This is a genomic window from Myxococcus sp. MH1 (assembly GCF_059738865.1).
This window is the reverse complement of record NZ_AP026947.1, coordinates 3,840,510-3,856,405: the sequence shown is the minus strand read 5'-3', so window position 1 is coordinate 3,856,405 and position 15,896 is coordinate 3,840,510. Positions and strand designations below refer to the sequence as shown.

14 protein-coding genes are annotated in these 15,896 nt (G+C 70.3%); 10 read left to right on the top strand and 4 right to left on the bottom strand.

The window, feature by feature from the left end; genetic code table 11:
• Window positions 1–74 precede the first annotated feature (74 nt).
• Complete coding sequence (locus tag AC6JA9_RS15410) at window positions 75–1,715, top strand: sigma-54-dependent Fis family transcriptional regulator (RefSeq protein WP_046712753.1); 1,641 nt, start codon at window positions 75–77, stop codon at window positions 1,713–1,715.
• Between the two features lie 53 nt (window positions 1,716–1,768).
• On the opposite strand, the gene AC6JA9_RS15405 is transcribed toward AC6JA9_RS15410, so the two are convergent.
• On the bottom strand, window positions 1,769–2,215 hold the full coding sequence (locus tag AC6JA9_RS15405) for a DUF7919 family protein (protein ID WP_223783088.1): 447 nt from the start codon (window positions 2,213–2,215) through the stop codon (window positions 1,769–1,771).
• 135 nt (window positions 2,216–2,350) lie between these two features.
• Between AC6JA9_RS15405 and AC6JA9_RS15400 the strand changes: the two genes are divergently transcribed.
• On the top strand, window positions 2,351–2,860 hold the full coding sequence (locus tag AC6JA9_RS15400) for an RNA polymerase sigma factor (RefSeq protein ID WP_497960700.1): 510 nt from the start codon (window positions 2,351–2,353) through the stop codon (window positions 2,858–2,860).
• Window positions 2,861–2,865: 5 nt separating this feature from the next.
• On the opposite strand, the gene AC6JA9_RS15395 is transcribed toward AC6JA9_RS15400, so the two are convergent.
• Window positions 2,866–3,528 carry a DUF8685 domain-containing protein gene (locus AC6JA9_RS15395; protein WP_223746633.1) on the bottom strand — a complete coding sequence of 221 codons (663 nt, stop codon included), beginning with the start codon at window positions 3,526–3,528 and terminating at the stop codon, window positions 2,866–2,868.
• Window positions 3,528–5,705: a S46 family peptidase gene (locus AC6JA9_RS15390; protein ID WP_497960016.1), complete on the bottom strand. Its 2,178-nt coding sequence runs from the start codon at window positions 5,703–5,705 to the stop codon at window positions 3,528–3,530. The genes AC6JA9_RS15395 and AC6JA9_RS15390 overlap by 1 nt, the downstream gene beginning before the upstream one ends.
• Before the next feature lie 140 nt (window positions 5,706–5,845).
• On the opposite strand from AC6JA9_RS15390, the gene AC6JA9_RS15385 reads away from it, so the two are divergent.
• Both AC6JA9_RS15385 and AC6JA9_RS15380 read left to right on the top strand, forming a co-directional pair.
• Entirely contained in the window at window positions 5,846–6,583 is a 738-nt protein-coding gene (locus tag AC6JA9_RS15385) for a M50 family metallopeptidase (RefSeq protein ID WP_046712749.1), read from the top strand.
• 591 nt (window positions 6,584–7,174) lie between these two features.
• Complete coding sequence (locus AC6JA9_RS15380) at window positions 7,175–7,897, top strand: hypothetical protein (protein WP_223746631.1); 723 nt, start codon at window positions 7,175–7,177, stop codon at window positions 7,895–7,897.
• A gap of 67 nt (window positions 7,898–7,964) precedes the next feature.
• On the opposite strand, the gene AC6JA9_RS15375 is transcribed toward AC6JA9_RS15380, so the two are convergent.
• Window positions 7,965–8,621 carry an MBL fold metallo-hydrolase gene (locus AC6JA9_RS15375; RefSeq protein WP_141323050.1) on the bottom strand — a complete coding sequence of 219 codons (657 nt, stop codon included), beginning with the start codon at window positions 8,619–8,621 and terminating at the stop codon, window positions 7,965–7,967.
• A gap of 96 nt (window positions 8,622–8,717) precedes the next feature.
• Between AC6JA9_RS15375 and AC6JA9_RS15370 the strand changes: the two genes are divergently transcribed.
• The 6 genes from AC6JA9_RS15370 (at window position 8,718) to AC6JA9_RS15345 (ending at window position 15,569) form a co-directional block, all read left to right on the top strand.
• Window positions 8,718–9,389 (top strand): hypothetical protein, encoded by a 672-nt coding sequence (locus tag AC6JA9_RS15370; protein ID WP_408890908.1) that lies wholly within the window; start codon window positions 8,718–8,720, stop codon window positions 9,387–9,389.
• A 208-nt stretch (window positions 9,390–9,597) separates the two neighbouring features.
• Window positions 9,598–10,113 carry a TlpA family protein disulfide reductase gene (locus AC6JA9_RS15365; RefSeq protein ID WP_473566995.1) on the top strand — a complete coding sequence of 172 codons (516 nt, stop codon included), beginning with the start codon at window positions 9,598–9,600 and terminating at the stop codon, window positions 10,111–10,113.
• A gap of 35 nt (window positions 10,114–10,148) precedes the next feature.
• The gene (locus AC6JA9_RS15360; RefSeq protein ID WP_497960015.1) at window positions 10,149–10,454 is read left to right on the top strand and encodes a hypothetical protein; all 306 of its coding nucleotides are present in this window, start codon (window positions 10,149–10,151) and stop codon (window positions 10,452–10,454) included.
• Between the two features lie 159 nt (window positions 10,455–10,613).
• Window positions 10,614–10,886 (top strand): hypothetical protein, encoded by a 273-nt coding sequence (locus tag AC6JA9_RS15355; RefSeq protein ID WP_497960013.1) that lies wholly within the window; start codon window positions 10,614–10,616, stop codon window positions 10,884–10,886.
• Window positions 10,887–12,431: an efflux RND transporter periplasmic adaptor subunit gene (locus AC6JA9_RS15350; protein WP_497960012.1), complete on the top strand. Its 1,545-nt coding sequence runs from the start codon at window positions 10,887–10,889 to the stop codon at window positions 12,429–12,431. It abuts the gene before it with no gap.
• 3 nt (window positions 12,432–12,434) lie between these two features.
• Complete coding sequence (locus tag AC6JA9_RS15345; protein ID WP_497960011.1) at window positions 12,435–15,569, top strand: efflux RND transporter permease subunit; 3,135 nt, start codon at window positions 12,435–12,437, stop codon at window positions 15,567–15,569.
• Window positions 15,570–15,896: the final 327 nt, after the last annotated feature.

The following is a 15,896-nucleotide window of genomic DNA, read 5'->3' as shown; positions in this document are numbered from 1 at the left end:
GCCCTTCCCGGGGCGTGGTGGTTGAAGTCAGCGCGCCGGGACGTGTAAAGCGCGGGCGCACAGGAGGGCCGTGGATGCCGGAGCTGGTGTTTTTCCGTCGTGGCGAGGAGGTGTTGAGGGTGGGGGTGGACCGGGCGAGGTTGGTGCTCGGTCGCGGCGAGCAGAGCGACGTCGCCATCCCGGACCCGGAGGTGAGCCGTCAGCAGGTGGCGCTGCTGTGGGACGGCGTGGAGTGCCGGGTGCAGGACCTGTCGGGCAAGGGCACCACGGTGTCCGGCACGTCGATCACCGAGGCGGCGCTGCCGGACGGCGCGGACCTGGCGCTGGGCCAGTGGCGCGCGGTGTTCCGGCTGAGCGGCGGCGGCGAGGGGGCCGATGTGGCCACCGAGGTGGGGCACACCACGTCCATCCAGGCGCGTGACGCGCAGTCCCTGCGCTGGCAGCCGGCGCAGGTGCGCGTGAAGCAGGGCCCCAACGAGACGGTGCACCGGTTCTCGGGGGACAGCTTCACGGCGGGCAAGGACGCGGGATGTGACCTGGTGCTCCAGGACCGGTTCGCGTCCAGCAAGCACCTGAAGGTGACGCGGCGGGACGGGACGTTCCACGTCGTGGACCTGCGCTCGACGAACGGCACGTGGCTGGGGCCGGTGCGCGTGTTCGAGGCGGAGGTGTCGTTGCCCACCACGCTGAGGGTGGGCGAGACGGAGCTGGTGCTCGAGGCGGCGGCGACGGGCAACCGCAAGGAGCCGACGTCGTTCCACGGCATCATCGGCAGCGACAACGCGGTGAAGGGGCTGTCGGACCTCATCGAGCGGGTGGCGCCCTCCACGGCGGCGGTGACGATTCTCGGAGAGTCCGGCACGGGCAAGGAGCTGGTGGCGCGCGCCATCCACCAGTGCTCGCAGCGGGCCAACCGGCCGCTCATCCCCGTGAACTGCGCGGCCATCTCCAAGGAGCTCATCGAGAGCGAGCTGTTCGGCCACGAGAAGGGCTCGTTCACGGGCGCGGCGAACGCGCGCAAGGGCGCCTTCGAGGAGGCGGACGGCGGCACGCTGTTCCTGGATGAGATTGGCGAGCTGCCGCTGGACTTGCAGGCGAAGCTGCTGCGCGCGCTGGAGAGCGGCGAAATCAAGCGGGTGGGCGCCAGCCGGCCGATGCACGTGGACGTGCGGGTGGTGGCGGCGACGAACCTGGACCTGCTGGCGGCGGCGCGCGAGGGCAAGTTCCGCGAGGACCTGTACTACCGCCTCTGCGTGATTCCGTTGCACCTGCCGCCCCTGCGCAGCCGCAAGGGGGACCTGCCGGCGCTGGCGGACCACTTCGTGAAGCTGTACTCGCCGCGAGGGCAGACGGTGAAGCTGTCCGCGTCCGCGATGGACCGGCTCCAGAACCACACGTGGCCGGGCAACATCCGCGAGCTGCGCAACGTGGTGCACCGGGCGCTGCTGTTGCGCAAGGGACCGGTCATCGACGCGAACGATTTGACGTTCGACCAGGAGATGAACAAGGAGACGGGCATCGCGGTGCCCGAGCTGCCTCCGGGGATGACGCTGGAGCAGATGTTGGAGAAGCTCGAGCGGCAGATCGTCGAGGCGGCGCTGCGCCGGTACAACAACAACCGCGAGCGCGTGGCCCGCGAGCTGGGCGTGGCCCGCTCCACCCTGTTCAAGCGCCTGAAGGACTGGGGCCTGACGAAACAGGACGAGCAGGAGTAGGCGTCCCCTCCTCCGTGCCTCGCGGACATCGCGCGGGGCACGGGGAGCCCGCCTCACCTCCGGAACGAGAGTCCGCTCTCCTTGAGCGCCCGAAGGTACGGCATCGAGCGCATCGGAGGACACCGCAGCACCGCCTCCTGGAACTCGCGTGGAGGCGTGTACCCGTGCGCATCGAGGTAGTGCAGCACCGTCGTGGGCGCGACGAAGACACGCGCCCCATCCGGGACGAAGACGTTCGCGCTGCCGAGTGACACCGTCAGGGAGTCATACGAGAGGGCCCCAGGCCCACCCGAGAAGCGGCACAACGAGCACGCGTGCCGCCCGGCGAAGACCACGGGCTGCCACGGCTCCACGCACAGGCGGACGAGCGCCGCGAAGAAGTCCGCGTCCACTTCACCTCGCGGGAAGGGATGCTCGCGCTCCAGCCACCCCACCGCCACCAGCCGGTCGTCCCCGCCTGGAAAATACGCGCACGGCGAGAGGTCCTCGAAATGGGCCATGGTGCCACCCTGCCCTGAAGGGCGAGGTTCGTCGCGCCCGGTGAGAAAAAACCGTCACACAGGCGCGTAGACCCTTTTCGCGGGTGGTTCGTTCCAAGGGAGGTCCCCGCTGGGGTGCCCAGGAGCCCACCCGTGATGCACGCCGCCGCCATCGACCTTCCGCCCCTCACGCAGCTCTACAACGAGCACCGCGCCCGCGCGCTCGCCATCGCCCGCCGTATCGTCGGTGACGCGGATGACGCCGAGGACGTCGTGCAGGACGTCTTCGCCCGGCTCGCCTGGAAGTCGCCCGGCTACGGCGGGCGCGCCGCGTGGACCACGTGGCTCCACCGCGTCATGGTCAACAGCAGCATCAACTGGCTGCGCGCACGCAAGCGCCGCGAGCGCCTGAGCCACGACCCCGCCGAGCCCCTCTCTCCCGAGCGGCAGGCCATGGGCACGCAGATGGAACGGCACTTCACCGCCGCGCTCGAGGACATCAACGAGCAGCAGCGCCAGGTCCTCTACCTGCGCGAGGTCCGCGGCCTGACGTACCCCGAAATCGCGCGCCTCTTGCGCATCCCCGAGGGCACCGTGAAGAGCACCCTCCACCGCGCCCGGCAGCGCACCTTCGATCTGCTCGAGGAGCGCGGCCAGCGCCCCTGAGGCACCTACTCGTCACCCTTGGCGCCGACGAACTGGTCGCCCTTGTCCTTGAAGAGGACGTTGAAGCTGGTGAGCGAGCCGTACACGCGGGTGATGTAGCTCTGCATCTCCACCTTCTCCGCGTCGGACAGCTTCGGGTGCGCGTTGAGCTTCTGCTCGAGCACGCGCAGCCGGTCGCGCACCATGACGACCTTGTGGAACAGGTTGTCGATGGGCAAATCCTTCGCCTGCAGCTCCGGGTTGCCGGGGACCAGGCGCACCGTGCCGCCCTCCCACTTGCCCGCGAGCGGCGGCGCCTCGGCGAGGCCCGACGCCTCCCGGAAGATGTCCATCAGCTCTTCACGCGTCATGCTCAGCCCTTCCAGGTCGATGACTTCATTGGGGTCCGCCACCCGGCGGCGAATCACCACCGGGGCCACGCTCCGGGCGGCGCGCTCGCGCGAGGGGGACTGCGCCGCCGGGGCCACGGCCGTGCCCCGGGGCGCGTACTTGTCACAGATGGGGGCGGACGGCGGAAACATCCCCCGAGACGACTGGAGCCGGCAGGGCCCCACCCACCCCCGGCGCTCATCCACCGAGTGAGGGCTCCACAGCTTGCAGTTGCCACACACCTGCTCTTCCGGCCGGAAGACAGGCAGTGCCAACGAGGTGTCCGCCGGCTCGGTCATCAGCGCGTCTCCCCCGCCACCGGCGGGCCCTTGCGCACGCCCAGCTCCCGCAGCAGGGCGTCCGCGTTCTCCACCTGGTCCAACATCCACAGCACGTAGCGCACGTCCACGTTGACGTTGCGAGCCACCTCCGGGTTGTAGCCGAAATCGTTGGCCACGTTCTCCCAGACGCGGTCGAAGTTCACGCCCACCAGCTGTCCCCGGCCGTTCACCGTGGGGCTTCCCGAGTTGCCACCCGTGGTGTCCGCGTCCGACAGGAAGTTCACCGGCACGTCCTTGAGCTTCTTGTCCGCCCACGCACCATGGCGCTTCGCCTCGGCCACCTTCGAGACGCGCTCGGGCACGTCGAAGGGCTCCTCGCCGGTGTGCTTGGCCAGCATGCCCGACAGTGTCGTCTGCGGCGTGTACACCGCGCCATCCCGCGGCGAGTAGCCCTGCACCTTGGCGAACGTCACCCGCAGCGTCCCGTTGGCGTCCGGCGCCACGGGCTTGCCCGCATGCGCCAGCACCGCCTTGCGCCAGTCGGGCCGCAGCCGCGACGACGCGCCGTCGCGACGGTCCTGCGCCTCGTCGAGCGCCTCCTGCTCACGCGCCAGGTCCAGGCCGAACGCCAGGAGCGGGTCCTTGCGAGCCTGAAGCTGCGCGAGCGTCTCCGTGCCCATCTTCATCCGCTCGGCCAGCGTGAGCACCTGCGTGCCCGCGTACATCGCGTCCACCTTCGCCGCCACGTCCTTCTCCACGAACGTCTTGCCGAAGTGCTTGTCCACCGCGGCGATGCGCTCGTCCGCGCCCAGCGCCTGCGCGCGCCGCACGAAGGCCGTCAGGAGCCGCTTCTCCGCGGGCAGGAACACGTTCTTCTGCTCGCGCTCCAGGCGGTCCTTGATGCGCACCTGCTCGCGCTCCATGTACGCCGGGCGGCGCTCCAAATCGGGCTTCGCGCGCTCGGTGGCCAGCCGCGCCAGCGTCACCGCCAGCGACGGCCCCCGGGCGAGCCGGCCCGTGGCGCCGAGCAGGAACTCGCGCTCGAACACCTTCGAGGTGGCCTTCTGCTCGGCGAGCAGGGCCTCGCGGGCCTTCAGCGCCCCACCCCACTTCGCGCTGTTCTTCGTCGCCCAGGCCGCCACGGCCGCCTCGGCCTCGCGCTGCTTCTCCACGATGCGCCCGCGCTTGAGCCCCGCCAGTTGCCCGCCCGCGTTCTTGTACACGTTGTGCAGGCCCTTGAGCGTGGAGGCCACGGCGATCTTCCCGGCCGGGTCCTTCTCTCCCTCCTCCTCGAGGATGCGGATGGCCTCGCCGAACACGTCGCGCATGCGCGGGTAGAGCCGCGACTGGCGCTCCGCCATCTCCTCCGCGAGCAGCGCGCGGTAGGTGCGGCCCGGGTAGCCCAGCACCATCACGAAGTCACCGGGCTTCACGCCCTCGGGGGACAGCGGGAAGAAGAACTCCGCCTTGTAGGGCACGTTCTTGTCGCTGTACGCCGCCGACGTCCCGTCCGGCGCGGTGTACGCCCGGAGGATGGCGAAGTCGCCGGTGTGGCGCGGCCACATCCAGTTGTCCTCCTCGCCGCCGTACTCCCCCACCGCGCGCGGCGGGGCGTAGACGAGCCGCGAGTCCTGCAGCTCCACCGCGTCCACCAGCGTGTAGTTCACGCCGCCGTCGAACGTGGACACCTGGCAGCGGGTGGCGGGGCGCTTCTCGCACTCGGCCACCAGCTCCTTCTGCTTGCGCTCGATGGCCTTGAAGCGCGCCGTGTCGTCCGCGCCCTCGGGAACCGCCGCCAGCACCTGCGCCGTCACGTCCGTGAAGCTGCGGGGGACCTGCACGCGCGCGCCCTTGCCAGGCAGCTCGTCCTTGCGCTCCGTGGCCAGGAAGCCCTGGGTGATGAGGTCGCGCTGGGGGGTGCTGTGCTCCTGGATGATGCCGAAGGCACAGTGGTGGTTGGTGATGACCAGGCCCGTGTCGGAGATGAAGGCGCCGGTGCACCCGCCCACATTCACCGCGCCCGCGAGCAGGCCGGTGCCGCGCTTGGGGTCCCAAAGCTTCTTGGGGGGCACCTGGAGGCCCTGGGCGCGCAGCCAGGCCGGGTCCAGTTCCAGGACCTGCTGGGGGGTCCACTTCCCTTCCCCGGCGAGCGCCGGGGCAGCCACGAGCGAGAGCAGGAGGAGCGTCTTCTTCATGCCCCATCCCTACCCCGTCCGGCGCCCGCAGGCGACATCCGCCTGAGGTCACGACGCCCCGCGGCAAGCCAGGAGTTTCCCGGGAAGAGGGACCCGACTTAAGTGTTGGGGTGTCCCATGGTGGGGAGGCCCCGGTACCGATGAAGACCGCCAGCGGTGCACAGCTCGATTTCGGCCGCCTGGCCCTCCTGCTCGTCATGCTGGGGGTCGGCTGGTACTTCTGGTACTCGCCCGTCTTCTGGCCCCTGAAGTTGCTGGTGGTGATGATGCACGAGAGCGGGCACGCGCTCGCCACCCTGTTGGTGGGGGGCTCGGTGGACCGCATCCACCTCGCGGCCGACGAGTCGGGCTCCTGCCTGTCGCGCCTGCCGCCGGGCATGCTGCGGCAGATCGCCGTGTACTCGGGCGGCTACCTGGGCAGCGCGGTGGCCGGCGCGGGCCTGTTGCTCGCCACCTTCCGCTTCCGGCTGCGCCGGTGGGTGCTGGGGGCCGCGTGTGTGTGGCTGGTCGTGATGGGCCTGCTCTACGCGGGGGACGCCTTCACCCTGGCCTTCTGCGTGGGCACCGCCGCGGTCATGGGCATCGGCGCGAAGTGGCTGCCGGACGGCGCGGTGGACTTCGTCAACCTGTTCATCGCCGCCTTCACCGCGCTGTACGCCGTGTTCGACTTGCGCGACGACCTGTGGAACAGCGCCGTGCGCTCGCGCAGCGACGCGGCCCTGCTCGCGGACCTCACCTACGTGCCCGCCGTCGTCTGGGCCGCCCTGTGGACGCTGCTCGCGGTGGGCCTGCTCTCCATCGCCGCCTACCGCTCGCTCCATGCGAGGCCCCAGGGCCTGCAGATGCCCCCCGTGGGCTCCCGGGCCCGGAGGGCGTGACGGAGCGGCCCTCCCCGACGACCTGACGTCGACGCAGCGCTACCCCACCCTCATCCACCTCAACGGAATGGGAGAACTGGGCCGGGCGACGACGGAGTCGGAGCTGTTCACCATCACCACGAAGTGGCGGCCATCGCCCCGTTCGCCACCAGCATCGGCGCACCGGGTGACACGCTCACCTCGTCCTGACGGGCAGCGCGCACACCGGCGGGTCCCAGTCGTATGGCACGCAGGCGTTCTGGGACTGGATGCCCGCCCAGCAACGAATGTAACCGGTTACAGGCCCGCAGCTCCCATGAGGCAAGACAGGCTGGATTCTTTCATCTCCGCCTGAATCGACCCTGGGAGCGACGGGCCTCCCCTTCCAACACGACAGGCATTCTCCAGACGCGCACGGGCACGTGTCGCGCCGACGCGGATGTACGCGCTCGGCGCCGCGACAGCCGCGCCCCAGGTCCAGTGGAACGTGAGTCACGAATTAACCGCTAAACAAAAATTCACTGATTTGTCTGCCACAAAACAGACACGCTATGAGTGCGGGCGACGCGGCCGGGATGGGCCGCTGTCATCCCCACACCCCAGGAGCAGGCAATGAATCTCAAGTCAGTGATGGGTTCACTGGTGTTGGCGTCGCTGCTGTCGACGGGCGCGGCGTTCGCGCAGAACATCGAGCCGGTGCCCGAGCACAACACGGGCGACCTCCCCAACAAGGAAGGTGAGCTGGCGCGCATCCCGTTGAGCAAGGTCCTGCGGGACGCGCCGCGTGAGGACATCGAGCAGGCGCCGGTCGAGGGCTTCCTGCCGGAGCTGCCCATCCTGGTCGACGGCGTGCGCTACACGGCGCAGCAGCTCCAGGAGCGGGACATCCACCTGTCCCACTACGTGCTCGACGGCAACTCCGCGGCGATGGCCGTGGTGCAGGGCTTCCGCACCACCGCGGACCTGACGAAGTACTTCCAGCAGACCCACCAGTTCCCCTCCGAGCAGCCCACCACGGGCATGGCGCCGTGCAACCCCTGGTCGGTCTTCTTCGAGCACTCGTGGTACGGCGGGGCGGCGTTCTCCGTCTACCCGGGCTGGGGCTACAACACGCTGGGCTGGTGGAATGACCGCATCTCCTCCATGTGGAGCACCCAGTGCGGCCGCTGGACGCTGATGACGGAGCACTCCTACTTCGGCGGCCACGTGCTGTGGGTCGGCCGTGCGTGGGCCATCGGAAACATGGGCAGCTACGGCTGGTACACGGGCTTCTGGCCGTTCCGCCGCTGGCACTCGTGGAACGACCGCGTCTCGTCGGTCGCCGTCTACTGGTAGTCCCGTCGTGACGTGAGCGGGCCGGAGGCGTGTCCTCGCGCCTCCGGTCCCGCGTCGGCCCAGGCGCTCACTTCCTCGGGCGCATGCGGAACGCGACGAACGAGGCGACGTCCGGGAAGGAGAAGTACGGGTTCTTCTGGCGCACCTCGCCCAGCGCCGCCACCGGGACATCCGCGTAGTCGTGCCCCGGCCACAGGCGCGTGGAGTCCGGGACCTTCAACAGCACCTGCGACAAGGAGCGGTACATCGCCTCCGGGTCGCCGCCGTTCATGTCGCACCGCCCGCACCCGTTGATGAACAGCGTGTCCCCGGACACGAGCGCGTCTCCGGCGAGCAGGCAGTGCGAGCCCGGGGTGTGTCCGGGCGTGTGCAGCGCATGGAACGTCTCGGCGCCCACCGGCACCGCGTCTCCGGGCCCGAGCAGGCGCAGCGCGCCCGAGAGCTCGCGCAGCTCCGCGGAGAACTCCACCTCCGCCCGCTGCGCGTAGACAGGCACGTCGTGTCGGGAGAGCAGGTCCGGCAGGCCGTTGATGTGGTCGAAGTGGCAGTGCGAGACGAACGCGCCCGCCAGGCGCTTGCCGTCCTCTTCCACTGCCCGTTCAATCGCATCCACGTCCCACGCCGGGTCCACCACCACGACGTCGGGCGAGTCCGCCGCGCCGACGAGGTAGACGAAGTTGTCCATGGGGCCCAACTTGAGCTGACGCACGTAGGGATTCCGCATCTCTCACACCTCCCGGGGAGACTCTAACGCCCAAGACTTGAAGGCATGGGCGCTTCCCACTTGAATGGACGTCTTTTCCCTGGAGGTCCACACCCCGTGAAGCGCTCTCTGCCGTTGCTCGCCTGTACCCTCCTCGCCGGCTCGAGCGTCGTCGCCAAGGAACGGTCCACTTTCAAGTACACCGCGCCTCCGGACGGCGAGCGTCCGGTCATCGTCGACGCCGTCATCGCGCCCCAGGGCAGCGACTTCGCCATGCGCCTGCGCTTCGACAAGGAGCCGTGGGGCGAGGAATGCAAGAACCGCTGTGCCAACGCCACGCTGCTCATCGACGCGGACTCCAGCAAACAGACGGGCCTGAAGCTCGCGGCGGGGGCGCCGGGCAACGGCGCCGACCTGGCCGTCATCATCCAGGGCGTGCGGGAGTACGCGACGGAGAGCGGCAAGGGCGCCAAGAACTGGCTGCGCGTCAAGGTGCGCCTGCTCAACAACGAGGCGAGCAGCGTGGACGACGGCGAGCTGCTCGCCGAGCTGAGCCACAAGCACGACACCGACCGCATCCAGTCCGATGGGAAGACCGTCTACCTGCTCATCGACAGCACCCACCCGTCCATCCCCGCCGGCCGCAAGGCGCGCGTCGTCTACCAGCCGCCCGGTGGCAAGCCCATCCAGGCCAACGTGACGGGCCTGATTGGCGGAGGCGGCGCCAAGGGCAACGTGAAGATCTTCAAGGACGGCAACTGGGGCAAGGCGCCCAAGGCCGACCCCTGACGTTCCCGTCTCCACACGTGTCGCGTCCTCGGGCCCGCGATGGGCTCGCAGGGCGCGTGCGTCGGGGCCCGTCCGGGGGTGGGGCCATCGAGCGGCGGGTGCCGGGGGGCCATCACGTCATCGCCTCCGGAGGTGCGCGGTGAAGGTGCTCGCGCGAGGCTCCCAGTACTCGCGGCTTCACACGGGTCCGTCGCACCTTCGAGTTCGGGTGCGCGGCTCCCGCTTCGGTGCCGGTGTCGCCGCACTGCTCCTCTCGTCGCCGCTCACCGCGTGTCGGACGGAGCCACCACCTCCGAGCTATCTCCGGGTCGAAGGGCCGGCCCCACGGCTCGCGGAGGTCCCCGACTCGCGGGCCCTGCTGGTGGTCTTCTGGGCCACGTGGTGTCCGCCCTGCCGCGCCGAGACGCCGCAGCTCGTGTCGCTGGCCGAAGCGCCCCCTGACGCGCTGCGTGTCGTCGTCTTCAGCCACGACACGGACGCGAAGGCGGTGGAGACCTTCTTCGAAGGGCCGCACCCCGCCGCGCTGCATCTGCGCCTGGACGAGGGACACCAGGTCGCCCGCGCGTTCGGCGTGGACACCCTGCCCCAGAGCGTCCTGGTGGTGGACGGGCGCCTGGTCGCTCGATTCTCGGGGCCTCGAGCGTGGGATTCCCGAGCCATGCGCCGCCTGCTGGAGAAGTTGATCCGCGAGCACCCCGTACCAGTGTCGGCCCCGTCGCGTTGACTCTCCGCGGAGACCTCCAGTAAGCCTTCGGGTCGATGCGGTTCCTCCTGCGCACCCTCGCGCTCCTCCTCGTGCTGATGACGGGTGGCGTCTTCCAGACGCTCGCCTTCGCATCGGACACGCACGCGGACTGCGAAGAGGAAAACGGGTCGGGGGACTGCTCGGACTGCGCCACGGATTGTGCGCTGTGCCTCTGCTGCCCGCTGAGGGCCGCGCCCGCGCCCCTGCCCTTCGTGAGCCAGGTGGAGGAGCCGCTCGTCCGGCCCCCCATCCACGTCCACCCTGACGTGCTGCTCCCAAACGGCGTGGGACGCGACATCTTCCAGCCTCCCAGAGGGTGATTCCGCCCCTCACGGGAGACGTGTGTCCAGCGAGTCCCCTTCCCGGGTCTCGCGCGGACGCGCACGTCACCGTGCTGCCCCGCTGAAGCTGAAGCCACCCTCCGCGCACTCCCGCGCGGACATACGCCGCCGGGGTACCGCCCTGGCCGGAGTCATGTCATGCGTTCCCTCCAGACCTTCGTGCTCGTCGTGTCCCTCGTGTCCTTCCCCGTCCTCGCCGCGTCGGCCGAGGAGCCCAAGCCCGCGCAGCAGTCGCAGGCCTCCGAGAAGCCCAAGTGTGAGCACGGCGTGCAGAAGTCGCTGTGCACGCGCTGCAATCCGAAGCTCGCGGCGGTCTTCAAGGCCAAGAACGACTGGTGCGCCGAGCACGAGCGCCCCGAGTCCCAGTGCTCGCTCTGCCACCCGGACCTCGCCAAGAAGGGCGTGAAGTAGATGGGCCCCCGCATCGGTCTCCTGGCGCTGGCGGGACTGCTCGTCCTGGGCGCTTCGTGCACGAAGTCGTCCCAGCCCGAGGTCGCGAAGAGCACCACCTCCGATGCGGGGCCCCCGTCCCCCGAGACTCGCGCCGTCACGCTGTGCGAGCACGGCGTGCCCTCGGAGCTGTGCACGAAGTGCGACCCCGACCTCGTCGATGTCTACAAGGCCCAGGACGACTGGTGCGACGAGCACGGGCTGCCCGAGTCCCACTGCCGTCAATGCAACCCATCGCTCTCCTTCACCGCCCCGGCCACGCCCGCCGACTGGTGCAAGGAGCACGCGGTCCCCGAATCGAAGTGCACCCAATGCAACCCGAAGCTGGTGGCCGGCTTCATCGCCGCGGGTGACTACTGCCGCGAGCACGGCTTGCCGGAGTCGGTCTGCCCCTTCTGTCACCCGGAGCTCGTGAAGGCCGCGGGCGCCGAGATGCCGCTGTTCCCCACGCCCGGCACACGTATCCGATTGGCCTCCACAGACACCGCGCGGGAGGCGGGACTCCAGACGCATCGACTCCAGCGCAGGCACTTCGCACGCTCGCTGGAGGTCGTGGGCCAGCTCACCTTCAACCAGAACCGCCTGGCGCGACTGTCCGCGCGAGGCGACGCGCTGGTGAGCGAGGTGCGCGTGGACGAGGGCGACGACGTCAAGGCGGGCCAGCCCCTGCTCGCGCTCACCTCTCCTTCCGTCGGACAGGACAAGGGGCGGCTGTCCGCGGCCCTCGCGCGACTGGAGACGGCACGCGCGGCGCTCGCGCGAGAGCAGGAGCTGGTGGAGCGCGGCATCAGCCCTCGCAAGGACTTGGAGCAGGCCCGGGCCGAGCTCGCCGCGGCCGAGGGCGAGCGTGAAGCGGCGCGCGCGTCCCTCAGCGCGGCGGGCGCGTCACAGGGGAGCAGCGAGGGTCTCTACAATCTCTCCGCGCCCTTCGCCGGGACGGTGGTGGCTCGCGACGCGGTGTCCGGCCGACATGTCGCCGCGGGACAGACGTTGCTCGAGGTCGCCGACCTCTCCACGCTCTGGGCCCTGCTCGAGATTCCCGAGGCGGACTCGGCGCAGGCGCGCTCGGGGCAGAAGGTCACGCTGAGCTTCGAGGGCCTGCCCGGAGATGTCCGCGAGGCCACGCTCACCCGCGTGGGTGCCTCCGTGGACCGCGCCACCCGCACGGTGCGCGCCCGCGTCGAGCTGCCCAACCCCGACCGCGCCCTCAAGGCCGGCATGTTCCTGCGCGCGCGGATTCAAGTGGCCGAGGAGCACGAGGCGTTGATGGTGCCCCACTCCGCCATCCAGCGCGCCAAGGGACAGGTGCTCGTCTTCGTGAAGAAGGACGAGACACTCTACGAGCCTGTCCCCGTGGAGCTGGGCGCGGGCACGCGTGACGAGGTCGAGGTGGTCAAGGGCCTGCGGCCCGGCATGGAGGTCGTCACCACGGGCGCCTTCCTGCTGAAGACCGAGGTGCTCAAGGACTCCATCGGCGCGGGCTGCTGCGAGGAAGGAGGCCCGTAGCCCATGCTCACGCGCATCATCGATGGGTCACTGGAGCACCGTGGCGCGGTGCTGCTGGGCACCGTGGCGCTCGTCATCTCGGGGCTGCTCGCGTTCCGGGCCCTGCCGCTCGATGCCTTCCCCGACACGACCCCCACGCAGGTGCAGGTCAACACGGTGGCGCCCGCGCTCTCGCCCGTCGAGGTGGAGCGGCAGCTCACCATTCCGCTCGAGCAGCAGCTCGCGGGACTGCCGCAGCTGGAAGAACTGCGCTCCATCTCCAAGTTCGGGCTGTCGCAGGTGACGCTCCAGTTCCGCGACGGCACGGATGTGTGGTTCGCGCGGCAGCAGGTCTCGGAGCGGATGGGCCGCGTGAAGATGCCTCCGGGAATCGAGGCACCCACGCTCGGGCCCGTGGCGACGGGGCTGGGCGAGGTCTTCCACTACCTGGTCAAGAGCAGGAGCCGGAGCCTGGAGGAGCTGCGCACGCTGCACGACCAGGTCATCGCGCCCCAGCTCCGCGCGGTGCCCGGTGTGGCCGAGGTGAATGCCTGGGGAGGCCGCGAGAAGCAGTGGCACGTGGTGGTGGAGCCGCAGCGACTCCGACAGTTCGACCTGTCCCTGGGCGACCTGTACCGGGCCCTGGAGGCGAACAACGCGAACGTGGGCGGCGGCATGGTGGAGCGCGGTGGTGGAGCGAGCCTCGTGCTCGGCATCGGTGTGCTGGAGGATGGCCGGGCCGTGGGCGACGTGGTGGTGGCCGCGCGAGACGGCGTGCCCGTGCGCGTGCGCGACGTGGCCCAGGTGGAGGTGGGGCACGAGATTCGTCGAGGCGCGACCACCGCGGACGGCGAGGGTGAGGTCGTCCTGGGCCTGGGCTTCATGCTCATGGGCGAGAGCTCGCACGTGGTGACGCGGGCGCTCGCTCGGCGCATGGACGAGGTGAAGCAGCGCCTGCCCGACGATGTGCAGGTGGACGTCGTCTACGAGCGCACGGAGCTGGTGGACCTGGTGCTGCGCACGGTGCGCACCAACCTGCTCGAAGGCGCGCTGCTGGTCATCGCCGTCCTCTTCCTCTTCCTGGGCAACTGGCGCGCGGGGCTCATCGTCGCCTCCGCCATTCCCCTGTCCCTGCTGTTCGCCTTCAGCGGCATGCTGCGCTTCGGCATCGCCGGCACCCTCATGTCCCTGGGCGCCATCGACTTCGGGCTGGTGGTGGACTCGTCCGTCATCCTCGTGGAGAACGCGGAGCGGCACCTGGCCGGCGCCCGCGATGGACGGAGCCTGAAGCAGGTGGTGCGGGACGCGGCCGTGGAGGTCCGCAAGCCCACGCTCTTCGGTGAGCTCATCATCATGGTGGTGTACCTGCCCGTGCTCGCACTGGAGGGCGTGGAGGGGCGGCTGTTCCGTCCCATGGCGCTCACCGTCATCCTGGCCCTGCTGGGCAGCGTGCTGCTGTCCATGACGTTGATGCCGGTGCTCGCGTCGTTCGCGTTGGAGCGAGGCAGGCGAGGACACCCCGAGCCGCGCCTCGTGCGCTGGCTGCAGCGGGGCTACCGGCCGCTGCTGGAGTGGAGCGTGTCCCATGCGCGCACGGTCCTCATCGTGGCGGGGCTGCTGGTGGTGGGCACGGGGCTGGCGGCCACGGGGCTCGGTCGCGAGTTCGTCCCGAGGCTGTCCGAGGGAACCCTCGTCATCAACACCGTGCGCCTGGCCGAGGTGTCCCTCACCGAGTCGGTGCGCTACGGCGGGCAGGTGGAGAAGGTGCTCCGGAGCCGGTTCCCCGACGAGGTGGCGCGCGTGTGGACGCGCACCGGGACGGCCGAGGTGGCGACGGACCCGATGGGCATCGAGCTGTCCGACGTGTTCGTCACGCTCCATCCCCGCGAGCAGTGGAAGCGCGCCGCGACGCAGGAGGAGCTGGTGGCGGAGATGAAGGCGGAGCTGGCGGACCTGCCCGGCATGCGCATGGCGTTCCTCCAGCCCATCGAGATGCGCGTCAACGAGATGATCGCCGGCGTGCGCGGGGACGTGGGCATCAAGCTGTTCGGCGATGACCTGGACGTGCTCAAGGCCAAGGCGCGCGAGTTGGAGGCGCTGGTGCGCGCGGTCCCCGGCGCCACGGACGTGACGCTGGAGCAGCTCACGGGTCAGCCCGTGCTGGAGGTCACCGTGGACCGGGCCGCCATCGCGCGGCATGGCATCGCCGCGCGCGAGGTGCTCGACGTGGTGGAGGCGGTGGGCACACGCGTGGTGGGCGAGGTCCGTGAGGGCGAGCGCCGCTTCGACCTGGCGGTGCGGCTGGCCGAGGCGTACCGCAATGAGCCCACGAGGCTGGCCACCGTGCCCGTCACCGCGCCCGGAGGTGAGCGTGTGCCCCTGGGTCGGCTGGCGACGATTCGCGAGGTGTCCGGCCCCACCACCCTGCAGCGCGAGTGGGGCCAGCGGCGCATCGTCATCCAGGCCAATGTGAGCGACGGCGACCTGGGCGGCTTCGTCACCCACGTGCGCGCCGCGCTGGCGAAGGTGGAGCTGCCGCCGGGCTACCACCTCCGCTACGGCGGCCAGTTCCAGAACCTGGAGCGGGCCCAGGCGCGGCTGGCCCTCGTGGTGCCCATCGCGCTGGGACTCATCCTCCTGCTGCTCCACCTCACGTACCGCCGCTGGGTGGACACGCTGCGAATCTTCGCGGGCGTCCCCTTCGCGCTGATGGGCGGCGTGCTGGCGCTGCTCGCGCGCGGGCTGCCGTTCTCCATCTCCGCCGCGGTGGGCTTCATCGCCGTCAGCGGCGTGTCCGTGCTCGGGGACATGGTGCTGGTGTCCCGGCTGCGGCAGCTGCTCGGCCAGGGCCGCGCGCTCCCCGAAGCCCTCCGCGAGGCCGCCGTCTCCCGCCTGCGTCCGGTGCTGATGACGGCCTCGGTGGCGGCGCTCGGCTTCCTCCCCATGGCACTCAACACGGGCATCGGCGCGGAGGTCCAACGACCGCTGGCCACCGTGGTGGTGGGCGGCGTCCTGTCCTCCACCCTGCTGACGCTGCTGGTGCTCCCGGCGCTCTACTCGGTGCTCGGCGCGGGCCGGGGAAGCAGCCACGGAGGCGAGCGGACGCCCTCCGCCGAGCACCTTCCGAACCCGGAAGAACAGGGCCGCGCCGCGTCCTGACGAAGGCCCGTGACACGGCGCATCAGGAGGCAGCCGGGCGGCCGAACGATCCCTGGTCCCCCTACCCCACGGGGTCCAAAGCGTCCCTCGCCGGCCCATCCTACCCGCACCCACCGTCCCGCCCGCTGGGGAGTCTCGCGTGCCCCGGCCGCCGGAATTTCAGGGGGTTACAGAGATGTTCCACTCGGAGGCGGGCCTGGACGGAGATTCAGGTGGGATGCCTCGGAGTACGTGCAACCCCCCGAATTCGTTCCCTTTGTCAGGGGGGCATGGTAGTCCCGCCGCTTTGTTGAAGATTTCAGAGTCCATGGCGCGGAGTGCGCGAGT